18 protein-coding genes and 1 pseudogene are annotated in these 17,366 nt (G+C 27.8%); 15 read left to right on the forward strand and 4 right to left on the reverse strand.

Annotation, left to right across the window (positions count from 1 at the left end; all coding sequences use genetic code 11):
• The 5 genes from KJQ99_RS05065 to KJQ99_RS05085 all read left to right on the forward strand — a co-directional run.
• On the forward strand, positions 1–2,413 hold a 2,413-nt coding region (locus tag KJQ99_RS05065; RefSeq protein WP_214150183.1), incomplete at its 5' end, for an AAA domain-containing protein.
• Positions 2,410–3,690 carry a phospholipase D-like domain-containing protein gene (locus tag KJQ99_RS05070; RefSeq protein WP_214150184.1) on the forward strand — a complete coding sequence of 427 codons (1,281 nt, stop codon included), beginning with the start codon at positions 2,410–2,412 and terminating at the stop codon, positions 3,688–3,690. The genes KJQ99_RS05065 and KJQ99_RS05070, both read left to right, overlap by 4 nt.
• Positions 3,691–3,789: 99 nt before the next feature.
• Positions 3,790–4,590: a ferritin-like domain-containing protein gene (locus KJQ99_RS05075; RefSeq protein ID WP_214117820.1), complete on the forward strand. Its 801-nt coding sequence runs from the start codon at positions 3,790–3,792 to the stop codon at positions 4,588–4,590.
• Between the two features lies 1 nt (position 4,591).
• The gene (locus KJQ99_RS05080; RefSeq protein ID WP_214117819.1) at positions 4,592–4,831 is read left to right on the forward strand and encodes a hypothetical protein; all 240 of its coding nucleotides are present in this window, start codon (positions 4,592–4,594) and stop codon (positions 4,829–4,831) included.
• Positions 4,831–5,199, forward strand: a complete 369-nt coding sequence (locus tag KJQ99_RS05085) for a hypothetical protein (protein ID WP_214150185.1) — start codon at positions 4,831–4,833, stop codon at positions 5,197–5,199. The genes KJQ99_RS05080 and KJQ99_RS05085 overlap by 1 nt, the downstream gene beginning before the upstream one ends.
• Before the next feature lie 17 nt (positions 5,200–5,216).
• On the opposite strand, the gene KJQ99_RS05090 is transcribed toward KJQ99_RS05085, so the two are convergent.
• The 3 genes from KJQ99_RS05090 to pgp3 are packed head-to-tail and all read right to left on the reverse strand — an operon-like array spanning position 5,217 to position 7,211.
• Complete coding sequence (locus KJQ99_RS05090; protein ID WP_214117817.1) at positions 5,217–5,507, reverse strand: hypothetical protein; 291 nt, start codon at positions 5,505–5,507, stop codon at positions 5,217–5,219.
• Between the two features lies 1 nt (position 5,508).
• Positions 5,509–6,429, reverse strand: a complete 921-nt coding sequence (locus KJQ99_RS05095) for an SAM-dependent methyltransferase (RefSeq protein WP_214117816.1) — start codon at positions 6,427–6,429, stop codon at positions 5,509–5,511.
• Complete coding sequence (gene pgp3, locus KJQ99_RS05100; RefSeq protein ID WP_214150186.1) at positions 6,426–7,211, reverse strand: peptidoglycan metallopeptidase Pgp3; 786 nt, start codon at positions 7,209–7,211, stop codon at positions 6,426–6,428. Before pgp3 ends, KJQ99_RS05095 begins: the two co-directional genes overlap by 4 nt.
• Before the next feature lie 150 nt (positions 7,212–7,361).
• On the opposite strand from pgp3, the gene KJQ99_RS05105 reads away from it, so the two are divergent.
• The 7 genes from KJQ99_RS05105 to KJQ99_RS05135 all read left to right on the forward strand — a co-directional run bounded on the left by KJQ99_RS05105 (position 7,362) and on the right by KJQ99_RS05135 (position 13,917).
• The gene (locus KJQ99_RS05105; RefSeq protein ID WP_214117814.1) at positions 7,362–7,664 is read left to right on the forward strand and encodes an HMA2 domain-containing protein; all 303 of its coding nucleotides are present in this window, start codon (positions 7,362–7,364) and stop codon (positions 7,662–7,664) included.
• Positions 7,657–8,097, forward strand: a complete 441-nt coding sequence (locus KJQ99_RS05110; protein ID WP_214119510.1) for a hypothetical protein — start codon at positions 7,657–7,659, stop codon at positions 8,095–8,097. The genes KJQ99_RS05105 and KJQ99_RS05110 overlap by 8 nt, the downstream gene beginning before the upstream one ends.
• Before the next feature lie 12 nt (positions 8,098–8,109).
• Positions 8,110–8,328, forward strand: a complete 219-nt coding sequence (locus tag KJQ99_RS05115; protein WP_214117812.1) for a hypothetical protein — start codon at positions 8,110–8,112, stop codon at positions 8,326–8,328.
• 5 nt (positions 8,329–8,333) lie between these two features.
• The gene (locus KJQ99_RS05120; RefSeq protein ID WP_214117811.1) at positions 8,334–8,918 is read left to right on the forward strand and encodes a YtxH domain-containing protein; all 585 of its coding nucleotides are present in this window, start codon (positions 8,334–8,336) and stop codon (positions 8,916–8,918) included.
• Positions 8,893–10,968: a heavy metal translocating P-type ATPase gene (locus KJQ99_RS05125; RefSeq protein ID WP_214117810.1), complete on the forward strand. Its 2,076-nt coding sequence runs from the start codon at positions 8,893–8,895 to the stop codon at positions 10,966–10,968. The genes KJQ99_RS05120 and KJQ99_RS05125 overlap by 26 nt, the downstream gene beginning before the upstream one ends.
• Positions 10,969–11,096: 128 nt before the next feature.
• Positions 11,097–12,470, forward strand: coding sequence for an anaerobic C4-dicarboxylate transporter (locus KJQ99_RS05130; protein WP_214119515.1), 1,374 nt, complete (start codon positions 11,097–11,099; stop codon positions 12,468–12,470).
• Positions 12,471–12,534: 64 nt separating this feature from the next.
• Positions 12,535–13,917 carry a sodium-dependent transporter gene (locus tag KJQ99_RS05135; protein ID WP_214142724.1) on the forward strand — a complete coding sequence of 461 codons (1,383 nt, stop codon included), beginning with the start codon at positions 12,535–12,537 and terminating at the stop codon, positions 13,915–13,917.
• Positions 13,918–13,957: 40 nt separating this feature from the next.
• On the opposite strand, the gene KJQ99_RS05140 is transcribed toward KJQ99_RS05135, so the two are convergent.
• On the reverse strand, positions 13,958–14,314 hold the full coding sequence (locus KJQ99_RS05140) for a hypothetical protein (RefSeq protein WP_214150187.1): 357 nt from the start codon (positions 14,312–14,314) through the stop codon (positions 13,958–13,960).
• 187 nt (positions 14,315–14,501) lie between these two features.
• Here KJQ99_RS05140 and KJQ99_RS05145 point away from each other — a divergent pair, with 187 nt between their 5' ends.
• The 3 genes and pseudogenes from KJQ99_RS05145 to KJQ99_RS05155 form a co-directional block, all read left to right on the forward strand.
• A complete protein-coding gene (locus KJQ99_RS05145) occupies positions 14,502–16,583 on the forward strand; it encodes an FTR1 family iron permease (RefSeq protein ID WP_214117806.1) in 2,082 nt (693 codons plus the stop codon).
• Entirely contained in the window at positions 16,580–17,116 is a 537-nt protein-coding gene (locus KJQ99_RS05150) for an iron transporter (protein ID WP_214117805.1), read from the forward strand. Before KJQ99_RS05145 ends, KJQ99_RS05150 begins: the two co-directional genes overlap by 4 nt.
• A gap of 59 nt (positions 17,117–17,175) precedes the next feature.
• A pseudogene (locus KJQ99_RS05155) lies at positions 17,176–17,366 on the forward strand (hypothetical protein); the annotation flags it as partial.

Consider the following 17,366-nt stretch of genomic DNA (forward strand, 5'->3'; position numbering starts at 1 on the left):
TTTTAAAGTTATTTCAAAAAAATATATTGATATAAATACAGATATTTATAAAGATTTTTATGAAGTAAAAGAAGATTTATTAAAGCAAAATTCAACTTTTATTAAAAAATATGAAATTAATTTTTCAAAAAAAGTAATTGATAGCTATAAAGATTTTATGGATAAACAAAATAAGTGCATAATGGAATATAAGCTATTACATAATCTGCAAAGTTATATAAATAAAAATAAACCTTATTTTTTATTAAGTATTGATAAACAAAATAGAGAAGAAATCAAAATAGCTTTAGGTGAATATGTGTTTTGTTGTAGTACAAAAAATAATAATTATTTATATTGCTTTAATATTATGTTTGATAATCAAGTAAAACTTGATGAGGTTTATAAAAAAGGGCTATTTAAATCTAGCGTTGAATTTATAGCTACAATAGATACAGAACACCTTCATTCTAACTTTACTCCTTTAGATTCTTTATATAACGAACTTCAAAATCATAATTCAAATTCTGGGGTAAAATCAAGTGTAAAATCTATCAAAATGGAAGAGGATTTATTAAAAGCTGAAAATGAGTTTATTCAAAGCAAAAAATTAACTCAAGTAGGCACAATTGATAGCATTTCAAATAATAAAGTTTGCTTTTTGATAGATGATTTTGAGAAACATTTTAAACAAAATCAAAAGGTTATCATTAAAAAATTAAACAATTCTCAAAATGATGATGAAATAAAAGGAGTTGTAGAAAAATTCAAAAGTTCTAAAGGTTTACTTGATATAAACCTTGAAGATGAGTATCAAGGAATTAATTTAAAAAAAATTGATAAAAATCAAGTACCTATTAAATACAGCATTAACTATGATTATCAAGCAGAAGAAATTGTATTTAAGAAAAAAGAAAGAGCCTTAGACGAAGTTAAAAAAAGTAATGTTTATATAAATAATTTAGCAAATAAATTATGTGATCCTGATATTAGCTTTAAACAAAGTGAAATAATTCAAATTGATAGATTTTTTAATAAAGATTTAGATGAAAATCAGCAACTTGCTGTTAAAAAAGCTTTAAGTTTACAAGATGGTAGTGAGATTTTACTAATCCAAGGACCTCCAGGCACAGGCAAAACTACTACAATTGTTGAAATCTTAAAACATTATTTAAAGCTTCATCCAAATTATAAAATGCTTATAACCTCTCAAAGCAATCAAGCTGTGGATAATGTGCTAGAAAAGATTTGCAAAGATGAACCAAAAATCTTAAGAATAGGCAATGATGAAAACAAAATGAGTGAAATTGCAAGAAGTTTTACTCCAAATAAAGTTATCAATGCCTTAGTTAATAAAAATTTAAAAGATTTAAAGGAGAATAAATTAGAAGGTTATGAAAATTATCAAGCAAATTTTGAACAAACTCTTCAAACTATTACTTCAAAAAGTGTTAAAAATACAGATACTGAAAAGTTTTTTATAAAAAACATAAAATTAATTTTTGGCACACTTATTGGAATATCATCGTGGAGCAATTTTAGAGAAATTGTTTTTGATTTAGTTATTGTTGATGAGGCTGGAAGGGCAACTTTGAGTGAATTGTTAGTTCCTTGTATAAAAGCTAGAAAAATTATTTTCGTAGGAGATCATAAACAACTAGCACCGATAATTGATGATGATGTAGCAAATAATTTAGAGGAATATTCAAAAGAGGAGATTGTTACATCTTTGTTTGAGCAAATTTATGAAAGCAATACTAAATTTCCTAATTTAAAACATAGACTTACTTATAATTATAGAGCACACGAGAGCATTTGCAATCTATATAGTAATGTATTTTATGAAGGAGAATTAAAAACTAAAAAAGAATTAAACGAATTAAAACAGCATAATATTCCATTTTATAAAACAAATGCGATTTGGCTTAATACAAGTAGGTTAAAAAATAAAGCTGATGAGCAAAAATGCACTGGTAAAATTAATCGTTGCAATGCAAAAGTAATTTTAAAAGAATTAGAGTACTTGTTAGAGCATTGTAAACAAAATAATCTAAGCATAGGAATAATAACTCCTTATAAAGACCAAAAGCATTATCTAGATATTAGTTTAAAAAATATTGTAAAAGCATTTAAAGATGAAAAACTAGAAATTGATATAGGCACGGTTGATAGTTTTCAAGGAAGTGATAGGGATATTATTATTTATGATTGTGTTAGATCGGGTGATGGTAAAAAATCAAAAATTGATTTTATAGCAGATGAAAAAAGACTAAATGTATCGTTATCAAGGTCAAAAAAATTGCTTTTAATTGTTGGAGATATTGAATTTTTATACAAATCAAGTACAAATAAAGGTATAAATCCATTTAAAGAAATCATTGAATATATGGATAAAAACAATTATGAGATAAGAACACTAGGAGAAAGAATATGAAAATTGATTTAGATTTAATTCAGCATAAATTTGCGTATTTTGGTGAGGATAAAAACTATGAGCTTTATGATATAAAGTATGTTTTTTATCCTGTTTATAAATGCGTAGCTAATTGTATTTTTAAAGAAAGTGAAGAATTAACTAGAATAGAGAGTGAAATTTTAAAGATTTTAAAAATTTTAAAAGAAAATCATTTAGCTAATTTAAAATCAATAACATGCCTTGATAAAGATGTGCTAAATACGATTTTAGCTGAGCTTACTTTTAAGGGATATTTAGATGAATTTTTAACCTTAAGCAATAAAGCAAAAGATTATTTAAATGATATAAAAAGTAAAAAAATAACCGAAAAAGATTTATGTTTAGTTTTTGATGGCGTTTTAGGAGATATTTTGGAAGTTAGCGAAAGCGATATTAGGCTTGAAAATAAAATTCAAAAAGATACGATTGAAATTATGCCTAAAAATAAATCAAGACCAAGAAATGAATGTTTAAACGAAATTTTTAAAGATGATAAGACTTTAAAGCAAAATATTTTTGAAAGCTTAAAAAGTTTTGGTGGTGTTTTAGATGGAGAAATTTATCAAATTAATGAGCTAAATAGTATAGGTAAATTTTATCAAAAACATTTATGTTGCTTTTACAAAAATCAAGAAAGTGAAGAAAAAATCATAGCTTTATCAATGCAAAGTGATGAATTAAAAGCTGATGAAAACATTTCAAGAATGTTTGATGAACTGATTGATCAAAATAATTTTAATGTTCGTGAAAATCAAGCAAGTAAAGAAAATAGTGAGAAATTTCAAAAATATACATCAAGCATTAATTTTGAAGAAGGCTTAATGATAGATGAATGTTCTCATGGAAAATATCTAAAATATAGTTTAAATAATGCTAAAAAAGATATTTACATTCAAAGCCCTTGGGTAAGAGCCGTTGTTTTAAAAGAGTATTTAAATGATTTTAAAAATGCATTATCAAAAGGTGTAAATATCCATATAAAATATGGTATAGAAAAACGTAATAGACATGATAAAGAATCTATTGATAATGAGGGGCTAACAATTTTTAATGAGCTTATCCAAGAATATAAAAACTTTAAAATCTATCAAGATAATTCTCATGAAAAAATTTTAATTTGTGATGATGATTATATTATCACTGGTAGTTTTAATTGGCTTAGTTATAAGCATAATGATGGCAATGAAAGAAAAGAAAGCTCAATGATTTCAAAAAATAAAGATAGCATTATTCAAAAAATAAAAGAATTTAAATAGTATTTATTTAAATTCTTTTTAATAATCTTTGGTAAAACTATGTTTTTATCAAAGATTTTATAAAATAAAAAATCGCATTTATAAGCTTTAAGGACTAATATGAAAGATTATTCGCATACTTTATTTGATGTTTTGAGCGAGAGTGATTATGCTAAAAAATTAGCTAAATTTGATGATTTTTACGATGATTTTTTAAGCAATAACCTAGCTTATAATGAATACGAGCCTTTAGTTTTAGAAGAGCCAAGTTATGCAAAAAGCCTTGAGATTATTCACCCAACAAGGATTAAAAGACCAAAAGAACTAAGTTCTGATAATGCTTTAGCAAAGACCTTGCACCAAATAGCTCATATTGAATATTCAGCAATTGACCTTGCGTTAGATGCTGCTTATAGATTTTATCATACCGGTGGGCTTTTGTTTGCGAGTGATTTTTTAGAAATAGCTAAAGAAGAATGCTTACACTTTAGTCTATTAAACGACGCTTTAAATGAGCTAGGATATAAATACGGAGATTTTGGGGTGCATACTAATTTATTTGACGCTATGAGAGCTACTAATTCTAGTTTTAAGGTTAGAATGGGGGTCGTGCATAGGCATTTAGAAGCTTGTGGGCTTGATGCTAATCCTTTTGTGGTTAAAAAAATAAGCAGCACAAAACACCAAATAAAATCAAAATTATTAGAAGTTTTAAAAATCATCTTGCACGATGAAATAAGCCATGTAAATAAAGGCGATAGATGGTATAAAAACGCAGGTGGGACAAATGAGAATTTTTGTGATTTACTCTTAGAATACAAACACCTAATAAGACCTATTAAAAATATGAATGAAAACGCTAGAATTATGGCTGGATATACCCAAGATGAATTAGATGAAATAAAAAAGAATTTTAATTAATATGCTAGAGAAAATATCAAATCAAATATCAATTTTAAAAGACTTAGAACTAATTTATAATAATACTAAAATTAATTTTGCAAAAGGCTTTGAATTCGCCTTAGATTACGATGAATTATTAGCAAAATTAAATGATTATAATTTAGAAGAATTAGAGCAAATCTCAATTAATTTAGAATATTTGCAAAAAAATTATATAAATGAAATATTGTTTTTAGAAAATGCACTTAAGGATAAATAATGTTAATTTATGGATTAGATTATATAAAAAATCAATTTACAGCTTTAGAATTTGAATTAGGACTTAGTGTAAATAATGTAAGTTGTGTAAAATTTAGCGAAGAAATATTAGCAAAGCCAAATATTAAAAGAGCTATATTTTGCGATACTTTAAGTGAAGTTTTGCAATCAAATGCAGCACTTTGCGAATACATTATCCCAAATGCTAAAATCTTAAAAGACAGCGTATTTTTAGCAGAAAAATATTTATTTGATAGCAAGATTTTATCTTTTATAAAAGATACTAGCGATATTGAAAAAGCCGCTTTAATAGGCGTTGATGCGGTGCTTTTTTGCGATTTTAAAGACTGCAATGATTATTATATTTAATCTAGGAATTTCCTAGATTAATTAGCAAAAATTCTAATCCCGACATCAATTACTACAAGTATTATTAATATACTTAATAAAGTAATTAATGCTGCGTTAGACTTAGGTTTTATCTCGCTTTTAGCTTTTTCAATTTTCTTTAATTTATCATTTAATTGATATTCAAATTTATTTTGCTCTTCGCTTAATTTTTTAATTTGTTCTTTTAACTCTTGATTTCTAGTTTTAAGCAAACTTGAAAGCTCGTTTTCTAATTCGTTGATAGTATTTGCATCAACTTTTATTAATTCTTTACTTGTTTTATCCATTTTAATCTCCTTTAATGTTTTTATTAAATTCTAAACAATGAAAATTATCGCTAAAGCCAAAAAATAGATATTTAATGGCATTTGCGTATTTAATATCGCTAAATTCATCTACTCCAAATTCCATCAAAGCTCTTGATTGTTTTTTAAAGCTATGTTTTAGATTAAGTTTATCAAAATAAAAGCACAATTCATCATAATTTACATTCCAAGTAATATCACAATTTGCAAATAATTCTTCTAAATTAGCGTTAAATGGGTCAATTAATTGATGGTTTTTAAATATTCTTAAACTAAACTCATCATTTAAATATGTAGAAAAATAATCAAATGTTAAAAAATAAAATTCCTTACACTTCTTATCTAAAGCACTTAAAAAATCATATATCATAGGAGAAAATTCCAAGCGTTTTTCAAGTTTATCTTGTAAATATTCATAACTATTTTTATGCTCTTTAAAGATTATTTTGCCATTTTCAACGAAGCCAAATTTATGATTATCATAAAGCTCACAAGCAAAAGCGTCAAATAATTCATTCGCGATAAAAAAGGCATTATCACTACTAAAATCATCAAAATAATAATGTTTAAATTCCACATTCAAATTCTTTTTTTGTAAAGCCCTTAGATTGTCGTGTGGCTCTATGATTTTTACATTAATTTGCTTATAAATTTCAGGGCGTTTATCTTTTAAATATGTTAAAAAATCTTTTAATAAATACCCTTCATTTGCACCGATTTCTACTATATCAATAGGTAGTTTTAAAATCTTTTCATCAACTAAAAAAATAAATCTTTTAGCACACAAAAAGCCAAAAAGCTCTCCAACACTAACAGCTGTATAAAAATCCCCATCTTTACCAACTTTTACACCTTTTTTATAATACTCTTTACTCCAAGTATCAAAATATTTACTAAAAATCAATTAAAAGCCTTTGCGTTGAATTTATTTACAAAATCAAGTGGATCAACACTAACGCCTTTTATAGCAATTCCAAAATGAAGATGAGGCCCACTAACCCTGCCAGTATCTCCACTAAGTCCTATAATATCTGATTGTTTTACAAAATCACCCACTTTTACATTAATCTTGCTTAAATGATAATATTGCGAATAAACGCCGTATCCATGGTCAATCACAACGCTACCACCTGAATAATATCTATCTTTTGCAATAACTACTACTCCATCATTACTAGCTGGAACGCTAACTCCAATTGCTGCTCTAAAATCAGTGCCTGAATGATAACTCTTAAGAGTGTTTTCAAACACCCTAGCACTTCCAAAAGGGCTTGTAATAACGCTATCTAAAGGGATTATGAAAGGCTTATTAATATATACTTTTTCGGTGCTTTTTGCATAGATTTTCACTGCTTCATCGTATTCTTTAGCAATTCTTTCTTGAAGTTTTTTGTTTGGCTTAATAATTGATGGCTTTGCAAGTTTAATTTGCTCTTTTTTATATTCTCCTTCAAGCACTTTAAGGCTATATTCTTGATTGTCTAAAGTAATATTTAAAGTTTTACCACTTGCGCGATAATTTGGGGCTAAAATTAATAAGGTTTTATTATTTATCGGATATTTTGTGTAAGTGATTTCGCTTTTACTAATTATTGGATTTTGAATGCTAATATCAACTTTGCCATTTATTAGATTATTTGATAGCAAAAATGTTGTAAAAAATGAGATAAAAAATAATTTTTTCATAAAATTCCTTAGTAATTTAATATAGAAAAGATTAGCAAAATAGCATAAATATTGAGTTTTTGCCACTTTTTGATTATCATTATCTTATATATTTTATTTTATTTTAAGTTTTAGGGACTACAATCATTTTTGAAAACGAAAGGATTTTTAATGGATAAAGCTAAGGTTTTAAGTGAAGTTTTAGAATACATTACAATCACTCATCACACAAGTGGTAGATTAAGACTTGATATATCTAGCAAGATAAGAGAATTAAAAGACTTAGAAAGCTACAACATTGATGAAGTTTTTAATCTAAAAGGGATTAATGAAGTTAAAGTTAATAAAATCTTAGGCAAGGTTACTATTTTATATGATGATAAAATCATATCAAAACAAAGCCTTGATAATTTAATCAATGCAAAAAACATTGATGAGATTAACCTAGCTTTAAAGGAGCTTAACATTGCTTGAGCTAAGATTTGAAAACCAAGAGTTTTTGCAAGAACTAGAAAACAGCGATATAAGAAGAGCTTTTGAGCTAGATTTAACTAGCATAAAATTATATGAGTATTATGCTAATTGCTTTAATGATGGTATTTTAAGAGATATTTTAAATGCAAAAAAGCAATTAAATCAATTATTAATTAGCGATAATAATGCTTTATTAGTTGAGTGCAGTTTAAATGATGCTTATTTGCTACTTTTAGCAAAAGAATTTGAAATCGTTCAAGCTTATAAAATAGCGGCTAATGTTTGCAAAGATGAAAAGCTAAAAGACCTTATTTTTAGACTTTGGGCTAGTTCGGTTAATGAGTATCAGGTGGCTTTAAGAAAAAGCCTTGCGACTAATGAATTTAATGTAGATTCTTTAGTTAGTAATTTTTTAAAAGATATTTTAAAATAAAGGAAGATTATCATGCCAATTCCATTCATATTAGGTGCAGCATTAGGCGTAGCTGCAGTAACAATTTATAATAAAAAAGATAGTATTAAAAAAAGTATAAGTGAGTTTAATTCTCAAGATTTTGCAAAAAGTGCAGGAAAAATGACAGAAAATGCAATTTTAAAAATCTCAAAACTTAAACCTTGTTGCAAATGCGAGAAAGAAGTAGCTAAAAAAAGCTCTAAGAAGTAAAAATTATGCTTACATCAAATAGAGTTCCGAGTGATCATTTATTAAGCTCTAGTCTTAATAATTTTTTTACAACTCAAGATTTAAAAGCAAGTTTAAAGGTAGGAGTTACTAGCTATTTTGCAATTAAAACAAGCAATGATATAGCTAGGAAAGATTATAAAAACGCAATAGTTTCTGGAATTAGTGGAATTTTAATTAATCAATTTTTAGGAGAAAATAAAATGACAAATAATAATAATCCATATTTAAATAATAATCAAAATTACAATGTTAATCAAGGATATAACAATCAAAATTATTCTTATAATCCATATTTAAATAATGTTTCAAACAATAATTTAAATAATACTGCAAACAACAATCAAAATACAGGCTTTTTAAGTTCGCTAACAACTCAAGGAACAGGGCTTTTTGGCTCTCCTTTAGTAAAAGGAATTTTAATTGGTGCTGCGGTTACTTATTTATTAAGTAATAAAGATGCAAAAGATACTTTAGCAAAAGGTGTTGCAAAAATTCAAAGTTTTGCTAGTGCTGCTATTGAAGAATTTAAAGAGCAAGTAGAAGATGCAAAAGCTTCAATGCAAGAATAATTGTAAGGTTATTCATCACTCTAAAAATCGTCTTAGAATTAGGCTAAATACGCTTAATAATCTAAGCGATAATCATTTATTAGTAAGTGAGTTTAATCTTAATTTTTCTGGTGTTTTTGTAAGTGTTAATAATGCTTCAAAAAGCTTAGTTTTTACAAGTTCAAAAGAAATTGATAATAATTTAGCTCAAAAAATATTAGATTTTTTTAGCACTTATGAAATTAAGCAATTAAAAAAAGCAAAAGAAACTCCAAGTAAGGCTATGATTTATTCATCTATTTTAGCTTTAGCAAATAGCTATAAAACAAGCCCTATTTATGATGGTTTTGTTTCTAGTGCAACTGCATTGCCTTTATTAAAAGAAGGAACTTTAGAACTTATTGAAAATGGTTTAACTTCAAAAGTATTAGAAGCAGCAGCGGTAGGAGTTTCTTTATATAGAAAAGATTATAAAGCAGCAAATAGCACTAATTTAATGCTAAATATTGGCGAATATATTGAAGAAAGCGTAGTGGCAAAAAGTGATGATTTGATAAAAGAACTAGCAAAACCACAAATAACTCACGCTTGGGTAGAAGTTAATCAAGAGCTTGTTAAAAAAAGTGCGAAAGATTTGGTAGTAGGGGATATTGTAGTGGTATCTCAAGGAGATAATATAGCGGTTGATGGTTATATTGTTGATGGGATTGCTAGTATTAATCAAGTTTCTATGACAGGAGAAGCCCAAGCAGTTACTAAAAGTCGTGGAGATAGGGTTTTAAGTGGAACCGTGGTGGTTGAAGGTCGTATTAAAATATGGGCTGAAAGCGTTGGAGAAAATACATCAACAGCTAAGATTTTACATTATATGAAAGATTGCTTAGAAGAAAAATCAAAAATAGGGCAAAAAGCTTATAAATTAGCAGATAGTTTAGTGCCTGTTACTTTAGGACTTGCTGGACTTGCATATTTATATAAAGGAAGTGCAGCGATGGCTAGTGTGCTTCAGGCTGATTATTCTTGTGCTTTAAAATTAGCAACTCCTGTGGCATTTAAAAGTGCTATTTCTTATGCAGGAAGAAGACAGATATTGCTTAAAGGTAGCACTGCTTTAGAGAATTTAAGCTCGGTTGATACTTTTGTATTTGATAAAACAGGCACATTAACTTATGGGGATTTAAAAGTTGAAAGCGTTCATGTATTTAGTCCAAAATATGATGAAAAAACCTTACTAAATCTTAGTGCAAGTGCTGAAGAGCATTATTTTCACCCTGTTGCAGAAGCTATAGTAAAGGCTGCTAAAGAGCGTGGATTTTCTCATATTAATCACGGAGAAGTGGAGTTTATAGTAGCACACGGCGTTAAAACTAGCATTGATAATGAAGAAGTAATAATTGGCTCAAGGCACTTTTTAGAAGATGATGAAGGTGTTGATTTTTCTAGGGCTAATGCAAATATTAAAGAACTTTTAGATAAAGGCTTAACTCTTTTATATGTAGCAAAATCTAAAGAATTATTAGGCGTAATTGCTATGAAAGATGAAATTAGAAGCAATGCTAAAGAAGTCTTAGCAAAGCTTAAGCAAAACGGCGTAAAAGAATTAGTAATGCTAACAGGTGATATTGAAAGTAGGGCTTTAGAAGTTGCAAAAGAACTTGGAATTGATAAGGTTTATGCAGAGCTTTTACCACAAGATAAAGCAAATATTTTAGCTAGTTTAAAAGCTCAAGGCAAAAAAGTAGCCTTTATAGGCGATGGTATAAACGACGCTCCGTCGTTAGTTCAGGCTGATGTTGGAATTTCTATGCAAAAAGGTGCTGATTTAGCAAAAGCTAGTGCTGATATTGGATTACTAAGAGATGATTTTGCTTGTATTTTAGAAGCAAAAGTTATAGCTAATGAAACTATGAAAAAAATTGATAAAAACTTTAGCACAACGGTATGGGTTAATTCATTCATATTAGGTGCTGCAACACTTGGTTTATTAAGCCCAGCAGCTACTGCATTTGCTCATAATGGCACAACTATTGGCTTATTGGCTAATGCTATAAAACATAAGCAATTATTTTAAATTATATTAGGAATTTGATTTTAAATTCCTAATTTTTCTTTTTAATTATTCTTTAAAATTTAAATCTTTTAATTTTTATAAAACATTAAAATAATTATGTGTAAAATTGGCATTTTAAAGGAGTTAAAATGAAAAACAAATATGTTTGGATTGTTGTAGCGATTTGCTTTTTGCTTTTTGCGAATGTTGTTGGATTTTTGGATTTAGCCATAGTTTTAGCAGCTATATTTTTAGGTGTTAGACTTGGTGGAATTGCGATTGGCTATACTGGTGGGATTGGAGTTATTTTATTAGGTATTTTGTGTGGTATAAAACCAGGCGAAATTCCAACTTCGGTAATTTTAATCATTATGTCAGTAATTGCAGCAATTTCGGCTATGCAATTAGCAGGCGGGCTTGATTATTTGGTGCATATTGCTGAAAAAATACTTAGGAAAAATCCTAAAAAAATCAATTATTTAGCTCCTAGTATTACTTATTTTTTAACTATTTTAGCAGGGACAGGGCATACTGCGTTTTCTATGATACCAGTAATTGTTGAGGTTGCAAAAGAGCAAAATATTAAACCAAAAGCTCCACTTAGCCTTGCAGTTGTATCAAGTCAAATAGCAATTACTGCAAGTCCTGTTAGTGCAGCTGTTGTTTATCTTAGCGGTGTGCTTGAGCCTTTTGGGTATTCTTATTTAACATTATTAAGTATTTGGATAGGTAGCACTTATTTAGCTTGTATGCTTAGTGCGTTTTTAGTAACTAAGTTTTCAAATCTTGATTTAAGTTCTGATGAGTATTATCAAGAATTACTTAAAAAAGGTGAAATAGCAAAAAAACAAAGCACTCAAAAAGAGATTATTAAAGGTGCTAAGACTAGCGTTGTGATTTTTGTTATTGGCGTTTTAGCTGTTGTTTGTTATGCGACTTATATTTCAGGCTTAAAAGCTGATGAGATAATTATTCCAAGAGATAGTGCTATTATGTGCGTAATGCTTAGCATTGCTACTTTTATTGTATTAAGCACTAAAATCAATACTTCAAAAATCATTGAAACAAGTGTATTTAAAAGCGGTATGAATGCTTGCGTTTGTGTTTTAGGTGTTGCGTGGCTAGGAGATACTTATGTAAGCGCTCATAGTAATGAAATAAAAGAATTTGCTAAAGGCTTAGTAGAACAATATCAATTCTTATTAGCTTTTGCCTTTTTCTTTGCTAGTATGCTTTTATATTCTCAAGCAGCAACTGCTAAAGCAATAGTTCCATCAGTAATTGTTGCACTTGCATTAAATGAAAACCCAGAAAACGCAAAAATAATCATCGCTTCTTTTGCAGCAGTTTCAGCACTCTTTGTGTTACCAACTTACCCAACATTACTTGGTGCGGTTGGAATGGATGATACAAAAACTACTAGGATAGGAAAGTATGTATTTAACCATTCTTTCTTTATTCCAGGCGTTTTAATGATTGCTTTAAGCGTTGCTTTAGGATTTTTATTTGTAAAATTTATTTAAAAAAAACTTGAAATTATCATTATTTTTTGTATAAAATGTATCCTTTTTCAAAAAAGGATACATTATGAAACGACTTACTTGGAGTAATAGACTTACATATATTTTAACCGTTGCAGGTGCTACTATTGGATTTGGAGCTACTTGGAGATTTCCTTATATGGTAGGAGAAAATGGTGGTGGTGCTTATGTTTTATTATTTATAATAGCTATGTTTTTAGTCGGTGTTCCTATTATCTTAGTAGAAAATATAATAGGCAGAAGAATGCATAAAAATAGCGTTGATTGTTTTAGTAAAAAATGGCAATTTGTTGGGTATTTAGGGCTATTTGGAAGCTATGCGATTATGGCTTATTATATGGTTTTAGGTGCTTGGGTAATTAGCTATATTGTAAATATTATTATGTCTATGTTTAATTTAGGCGGGCTTGATTTAACTTCAGTAATTACAGCAGAGCAAACTAGCTTACATTATCAAAAAAATATAGAAAATGACCCTTTAATGATAGGAATTTATACATTTATTTTTGTATTTATTAATTGGATTATTTTAAGGCGTGGAGTTATTGATGGAATTGAGCGTTCTGTTAAGTATCTAATGCCGCTTTTGTTTTTATGTCTTATTGCTATGGTTATTAGAAATGTTACTTTAGATGGGGCAATTGAAGGGATTAAGTTTTATTTATATCCTGATTTTAGCAAGATTACACCTAGTATATTTTTATATGTTATAGGACAAGTATTTTTTGCTTTATCGCTTGGATTTGGGGTTATGATTACATTATCAAGTTACCTTGATAAAGGCGAGGATTTATTAAAAACAGCAATTATTACAGGTATTGTAAATACTCTTGTAGCGGTTTTAGCAGGATTTATGATATTTCCTTCTTTATTTTCTTTTGGATTAAGTCCTGATGCTGGTCCATCATTAGTATTTAAAACCTTGCCAATAGTGTTTTCTCATATGCATTTTGGGGATTTCTTTGCTATAGTGTTTTTTGTTTTATTATTAACAGCTGCACTTACTACGAGTTTGCCTATTTATCAAGTAATTATTTCTGTATTAGAAGAAAAATTTAAAATCTCAAAAAATACAGCGATTAATTTAGTTTTAGGTGGAATTTTTATATTAGGAAATATTCCTGCTTTATTAAGTTATGGAGTGCTTGATAATGTTTTAATTTATGGAAGAAATATTTTTGATACATTTGATTTTATTAGTGGAAATATTTTATTTGTAATTACAGCTTTACTTTGTGTAATTTATGTTGCTTTTGTTTTAGGTAAAGATGAAGCTTTAAGAGAAATTAGCAATAATTATGAACTTAAAAATCCACTTTATAAAGCTTGGTTTTATTATATAAAATATTTTATTCCTATTGTAATTATTGTAATTTTTATAAGTGGTTTTGAGAATTTAAAATCATATATTTTGGGATTTTTTAATTAAATATTTTACGATTTAGCATTAGCTAAATCGTAAGTATAAATTATTTTTTGTTTTCTACTTTTTCTTTTTTGTTGTGTTTTGATTTTTTAGCTTCTTTACTTTTTTTATTTTTCTTAGCTTCTTTTTTTGCCTTTTTAATTTCTTCTTTTGTTTGTTTTACTTCTTCTTTAACTACTTCTTTTTTTTCTTCTACTTTATCGCTAACTTGTTTTACCACTTCTTCTTTAGCTTTTGCTTCTTCTACTACCTTTTGCTCACTTTTTTCTAATATTTTTTCAGCTTTTGCGCCATTGATACATTCAGCACTTTTGCAATCTAAAACATCAACTGCAGGAATTTCAGCAGCACATAAATTAAGGCCTATAAAGGCAACTAATGACAAACATACTTTTTTCATTTTTATCTCCTTTTAAAAAAGTCGCGAAATTGTAGGAGCGAATTATTAAAAATGGTTAATAAGAATAAATTATTTTTATCAACATTAATTCTAATTGATAATAATGAAAAAAATAATAAGTATCATTTAGATTTTATTTATTTATAACTCATACAATAATGAGTAAAATTATTATAAAGGTTATCTTGTGAAAAAAATATTTTTGCTTATTTTTGCTATTTGTATATCTTTAATAGCTAGAGATGATGTTGATTATTTCAAAGAAAAAGATTTAATTATAGAAAAGCTAAATAAAGGTTTAGAAGCCTATAAAAAAGGTGATGCAAAAACTGCAAGACAACTTGCAAGTGAAGCTTATTTTCAACATTTTGAAAATATGGAAGGTCCTATTGGAAGAAATATTGGTAGAAAAGGCTATTTGATGGAGAGAAAATTTACCAATCTTCGTGGTTATTATGGGCGTGGAGAAAATATAGGCAAAATTGAAGCTTTAATAGATGGTTTGATATTTGATTTAGAAGAAGTAACGCCAGTTATACAAAATGGCTTTAAAATAGTTGCAGTAGCGTCTGATCCAAATTATGATAAAGCAAAAGCTGAAATGAATGCAAGAGAGAATTTATTAAAAACTTGTATTGAAGGTGAGATGATGTTTGGAGCAGATGAAAATAGTGCAAAAACTAAATGTGAAGAACAAAAAGCAGCAGAATTAGCCCATCTTAGCAAAGAAGCAAGTGGAGAAATCACAAAACCAACTATGCAAAAAGAAGTTTATGATAGTTTAGAAGACCTTCAAGCAGCAGCTGCGATTGATCCAAAATTACAATATGTATATGATTTATTAAGTGAGAAATTTGACGAAGCTATTCAATACAATAAGCAAGGAGAATTTACAAAAGCAGCTGATACAATTGGCGTTGCAAGAGAAGAAATATATATAAATACAAATATTGAAATTCTAATAAATGCAACAAAAAATCTTAATATGAGAAGCAAGTTAAGAAGTTTTGGCAGTGATATTCGCGAAGGAAAAGTAACTGAAAGCGATATGAGAGCTAGAAGTGAAGAGATATTAGATTCTATATTTGATGTAATGACTAAAATAGATGCTAGTAATTTAGATAAATTAAAATTAGTTGGATATGTTGATGAGACTAAGAATGTAGATTATACTCAAGTTGCAACTGATATTAAAATAGCTTTAAATAAAATAGTTCAAGACTATGAAACAATGGGAGAAAAAGCAAGTATTGATGCTCTTCAAAATATATATTTAGATATTTTTGAAGCAAAAGGAATGGAGAGTAAAATTGGTGCTGTTAATTCAAATATAAAGCTTGAAATAGAAGCAAAATTTACTAAAGGAACAGCACTAATTAAAAGTAAGGCTTCTAAAGATGAGTTAATTGCTAATTTTGATGAGTTAAATAAATTAATTGAAAGTCAGTTAGATAAAATCAATGATACAAGTGTTTGGTTTTTATTTATATCATCACTTACTATTATTTTAAGAGAAGGTTTAGAAGCTTTAATAATAGTAGTTGCAATAATTTCATATATTATTCAAAGTGGTAATAAAGACAGATTAAATATAGCTTATTCAGCACTTGGTAGTGGTGTTGTTTTATCGTTTATCACTGCTTTTATAGTTTCATATTTTATTAAAAATTCAGGACAAAGTAGAGAGCTAATAGAAGGTGTAACAATGCTAATTGCTGTTGTTTTATTATTTTATGTTGGCTTTTGGCTACTTAGTAATGCAAGAAATAAAAAATATGCAAGTAATTTAAAAGAGCAAGCAAGATTAGCTATTACAAATGGCAGTGCTAAAACATTATGGTGGACCGTGTTTTTAGCAGTATTTAGAGAAGGTGCTGAAACAATATTGTTTTATCAAGCATTATTGATTGATTCTGGTTCTAGTGCTGGACTTAGTGCTGTTTTAGGTGGTTTAGCTCTTGGTATTGTTATATTAGTAGTTTTATATTTCTTACTTAAAGCTGGTGCAATTAGAATTCCTATAAAACAATTTTTCTTAATAACCTCAATTATTATTTTTTATATGTGTTTTGCTTTTACAGGCAAAGGGATTATGGAACTTGTTGAGGGCAAGGTCTTAACTCCACATCTCATACCAATGCAATTTGAAAGCATTACTTGGTTAGGATTATATCCTTATTATGAGAGCTTAATTTTACAGGCAATAATCCTCGTCCTATTAATAGGAGGAGTTGTTTATATGCAAATCAAATCAAAGGAGAAACAATGAAAAAATCATTGCTTAGTTTAGTAGCAGGTGCTTTTTTAGCGTCTTCAGTGTTTGCAGGAGAAGTTGAAATTCCTACAATTGATGGTGCAGAAAGCTATAAATTACACGGAATGGAAATAGCAGCTGTGTATCTTCAACCAATTGAAATGGAACCAAGAGGTATTGATTTAGCAGCGTCTTTAGCTGATATTCACTTAGAAGCTGACATTCACGCTCTTAAAGAAAATCCAAATGGTTTTCCTGAAGGTTTTTGGATGCCATATCTTACAATTGGCTATAAATTAACTAACCTTGATAATGGTAAAACAAAAGTTGGAAAACTTATGCCAATGGTAGCTGATGATGGTCCTCACTATGGTGCAAATATTAAAATGGATACAGGAATTGGTAATTATGAATTAGAATTTGTAATTGATAATCCTGAAAAACAAGGTTTTGGTCGCCACGTAGATAAAGAAACAGGTGTTGGCGAGTGGTTTGATACATTTAACGTTAAATACAAATTCAAATACACAGGAACACCTGATAAATAAAACTTAAAATATAGAAAGCTTAGGCTTTCTATAAAAAATATACAAAAATAAGGACAATAATGAGTATATATTTTGTGCATATATTTTTAGAGTGCTTTTTAGTTAGTTTTTTTACAGCTTTTTATGCTAAAAATTCATCATTAAAATTAAATATTATTTTTACTTTAGTTGGTTTTATTTTTGGATATATTTTATTTTATATATTCCACTATGAAAAAGTAGATAGAATAGGGGTATTAACAGCTAATAT

The organism is Campylobacter sp. 2018MI13, from assembly GCF_018501135.1.
Classification (GTDB): domain Bacteria; phylum Campylobacterota; class Campylobacteria; order Campylobacterales; family Campylobacteraceae; genus Campylobacter_E.

Coding starts and splice junctions, on each gene's coding strand:
- KJQ99_RS05070 (WP_214150184.1), top strand. CDS start 2,410: ATGAAAATTGATTTAGATTTAATTCAGCATAAATTTGCGTATTTTGGT.
- KJQ99_RS05075 (WP_214117820.1), top strand. CDS start 3,790: ATGAAAGATTATTCGCATACTTTATTTGATGTTTTGAGCGAGAGTGAT.
- KJQ99_RS05080 (WP_214117819.1), top strand. CDS start 4,592: ATGCTAGAGAAAATATCAAATCAAATATCAATTTTAAAAGACTTAGAA.
- KJQ99_RS05085 (WP_214150185.1), top strand. CDS start 4,831: ATGTTAATTTATGGATTAGATTATATAAAAAATCAATTTACAGCTTTA.
- KJQ99_RS05090 (WP_214117817.1), bottom strand. CDS start 5,507: ATGGATAAAACAAGTAAAGAATTAATAAAAGTTGATGCAAATACTATC.
- pgp3 (WP_214150186.1), bottom strand. CDS start 7,211: ATGAAAAAATTATTTTTTATCTCATTTTTTACAACATTTTTGCTATCA.
- KJQ99_RS05105 (WP_214117814.1), top strand. CDS start 7,362: ATGGATAAAGCTAAGGTTTTAAGTGAAGTTTTAGAATACATTACAATC.
- KJQ99_RS05115 (WP_214117812.1), top strand. CDS start 8,110: ATGCCAATTCCATTCATATTAGGTGCAGCATTAGGCGTAGCTGCAGTA.
- KJQ99_RS05120 (WP_214117811.1), top strand. CDS start 8,334: ATGCTTACATCAAATAGAGTTCCGAGTGATCATTTATTAAGCTCTAGT.
- KJQ99_RS05125 (WP_214117810.1), top strand. CDS start 8,893: ATGCAAAAGCTTCAATGCAAGAATAATTGTAAGGTTATTCATCACTCT.
- KJQ99_RS05130 (WP_214119515.1), top strand. CDS start 11,097: ATGAAAAACAAATATGTTTGGATTGTTGTAGCGATTTGCTTTTTGCTT.
- KJQ99_RS05135 (WP_214142724.1), top strand. CDS start 12,535: ATGAAACGACTTACTTGGAGTAATAGACTTACATATATTTTAACCGTT.
- KJQ99_RS05140 (WP_214150187.1), bottom strand. CDS start 14,314: ATGAAAAAAGTATGTTTGTCATTAGTTGCCTTTATAGGCCTTAATTTA.
- KJQ99_RS05150 (WP_214117805.1), top strand. CDS start 16,580: ATGAAAAAATCATTGCTTAGTTTAGTAGCAGGTGCTTTTTTAGCGTCT.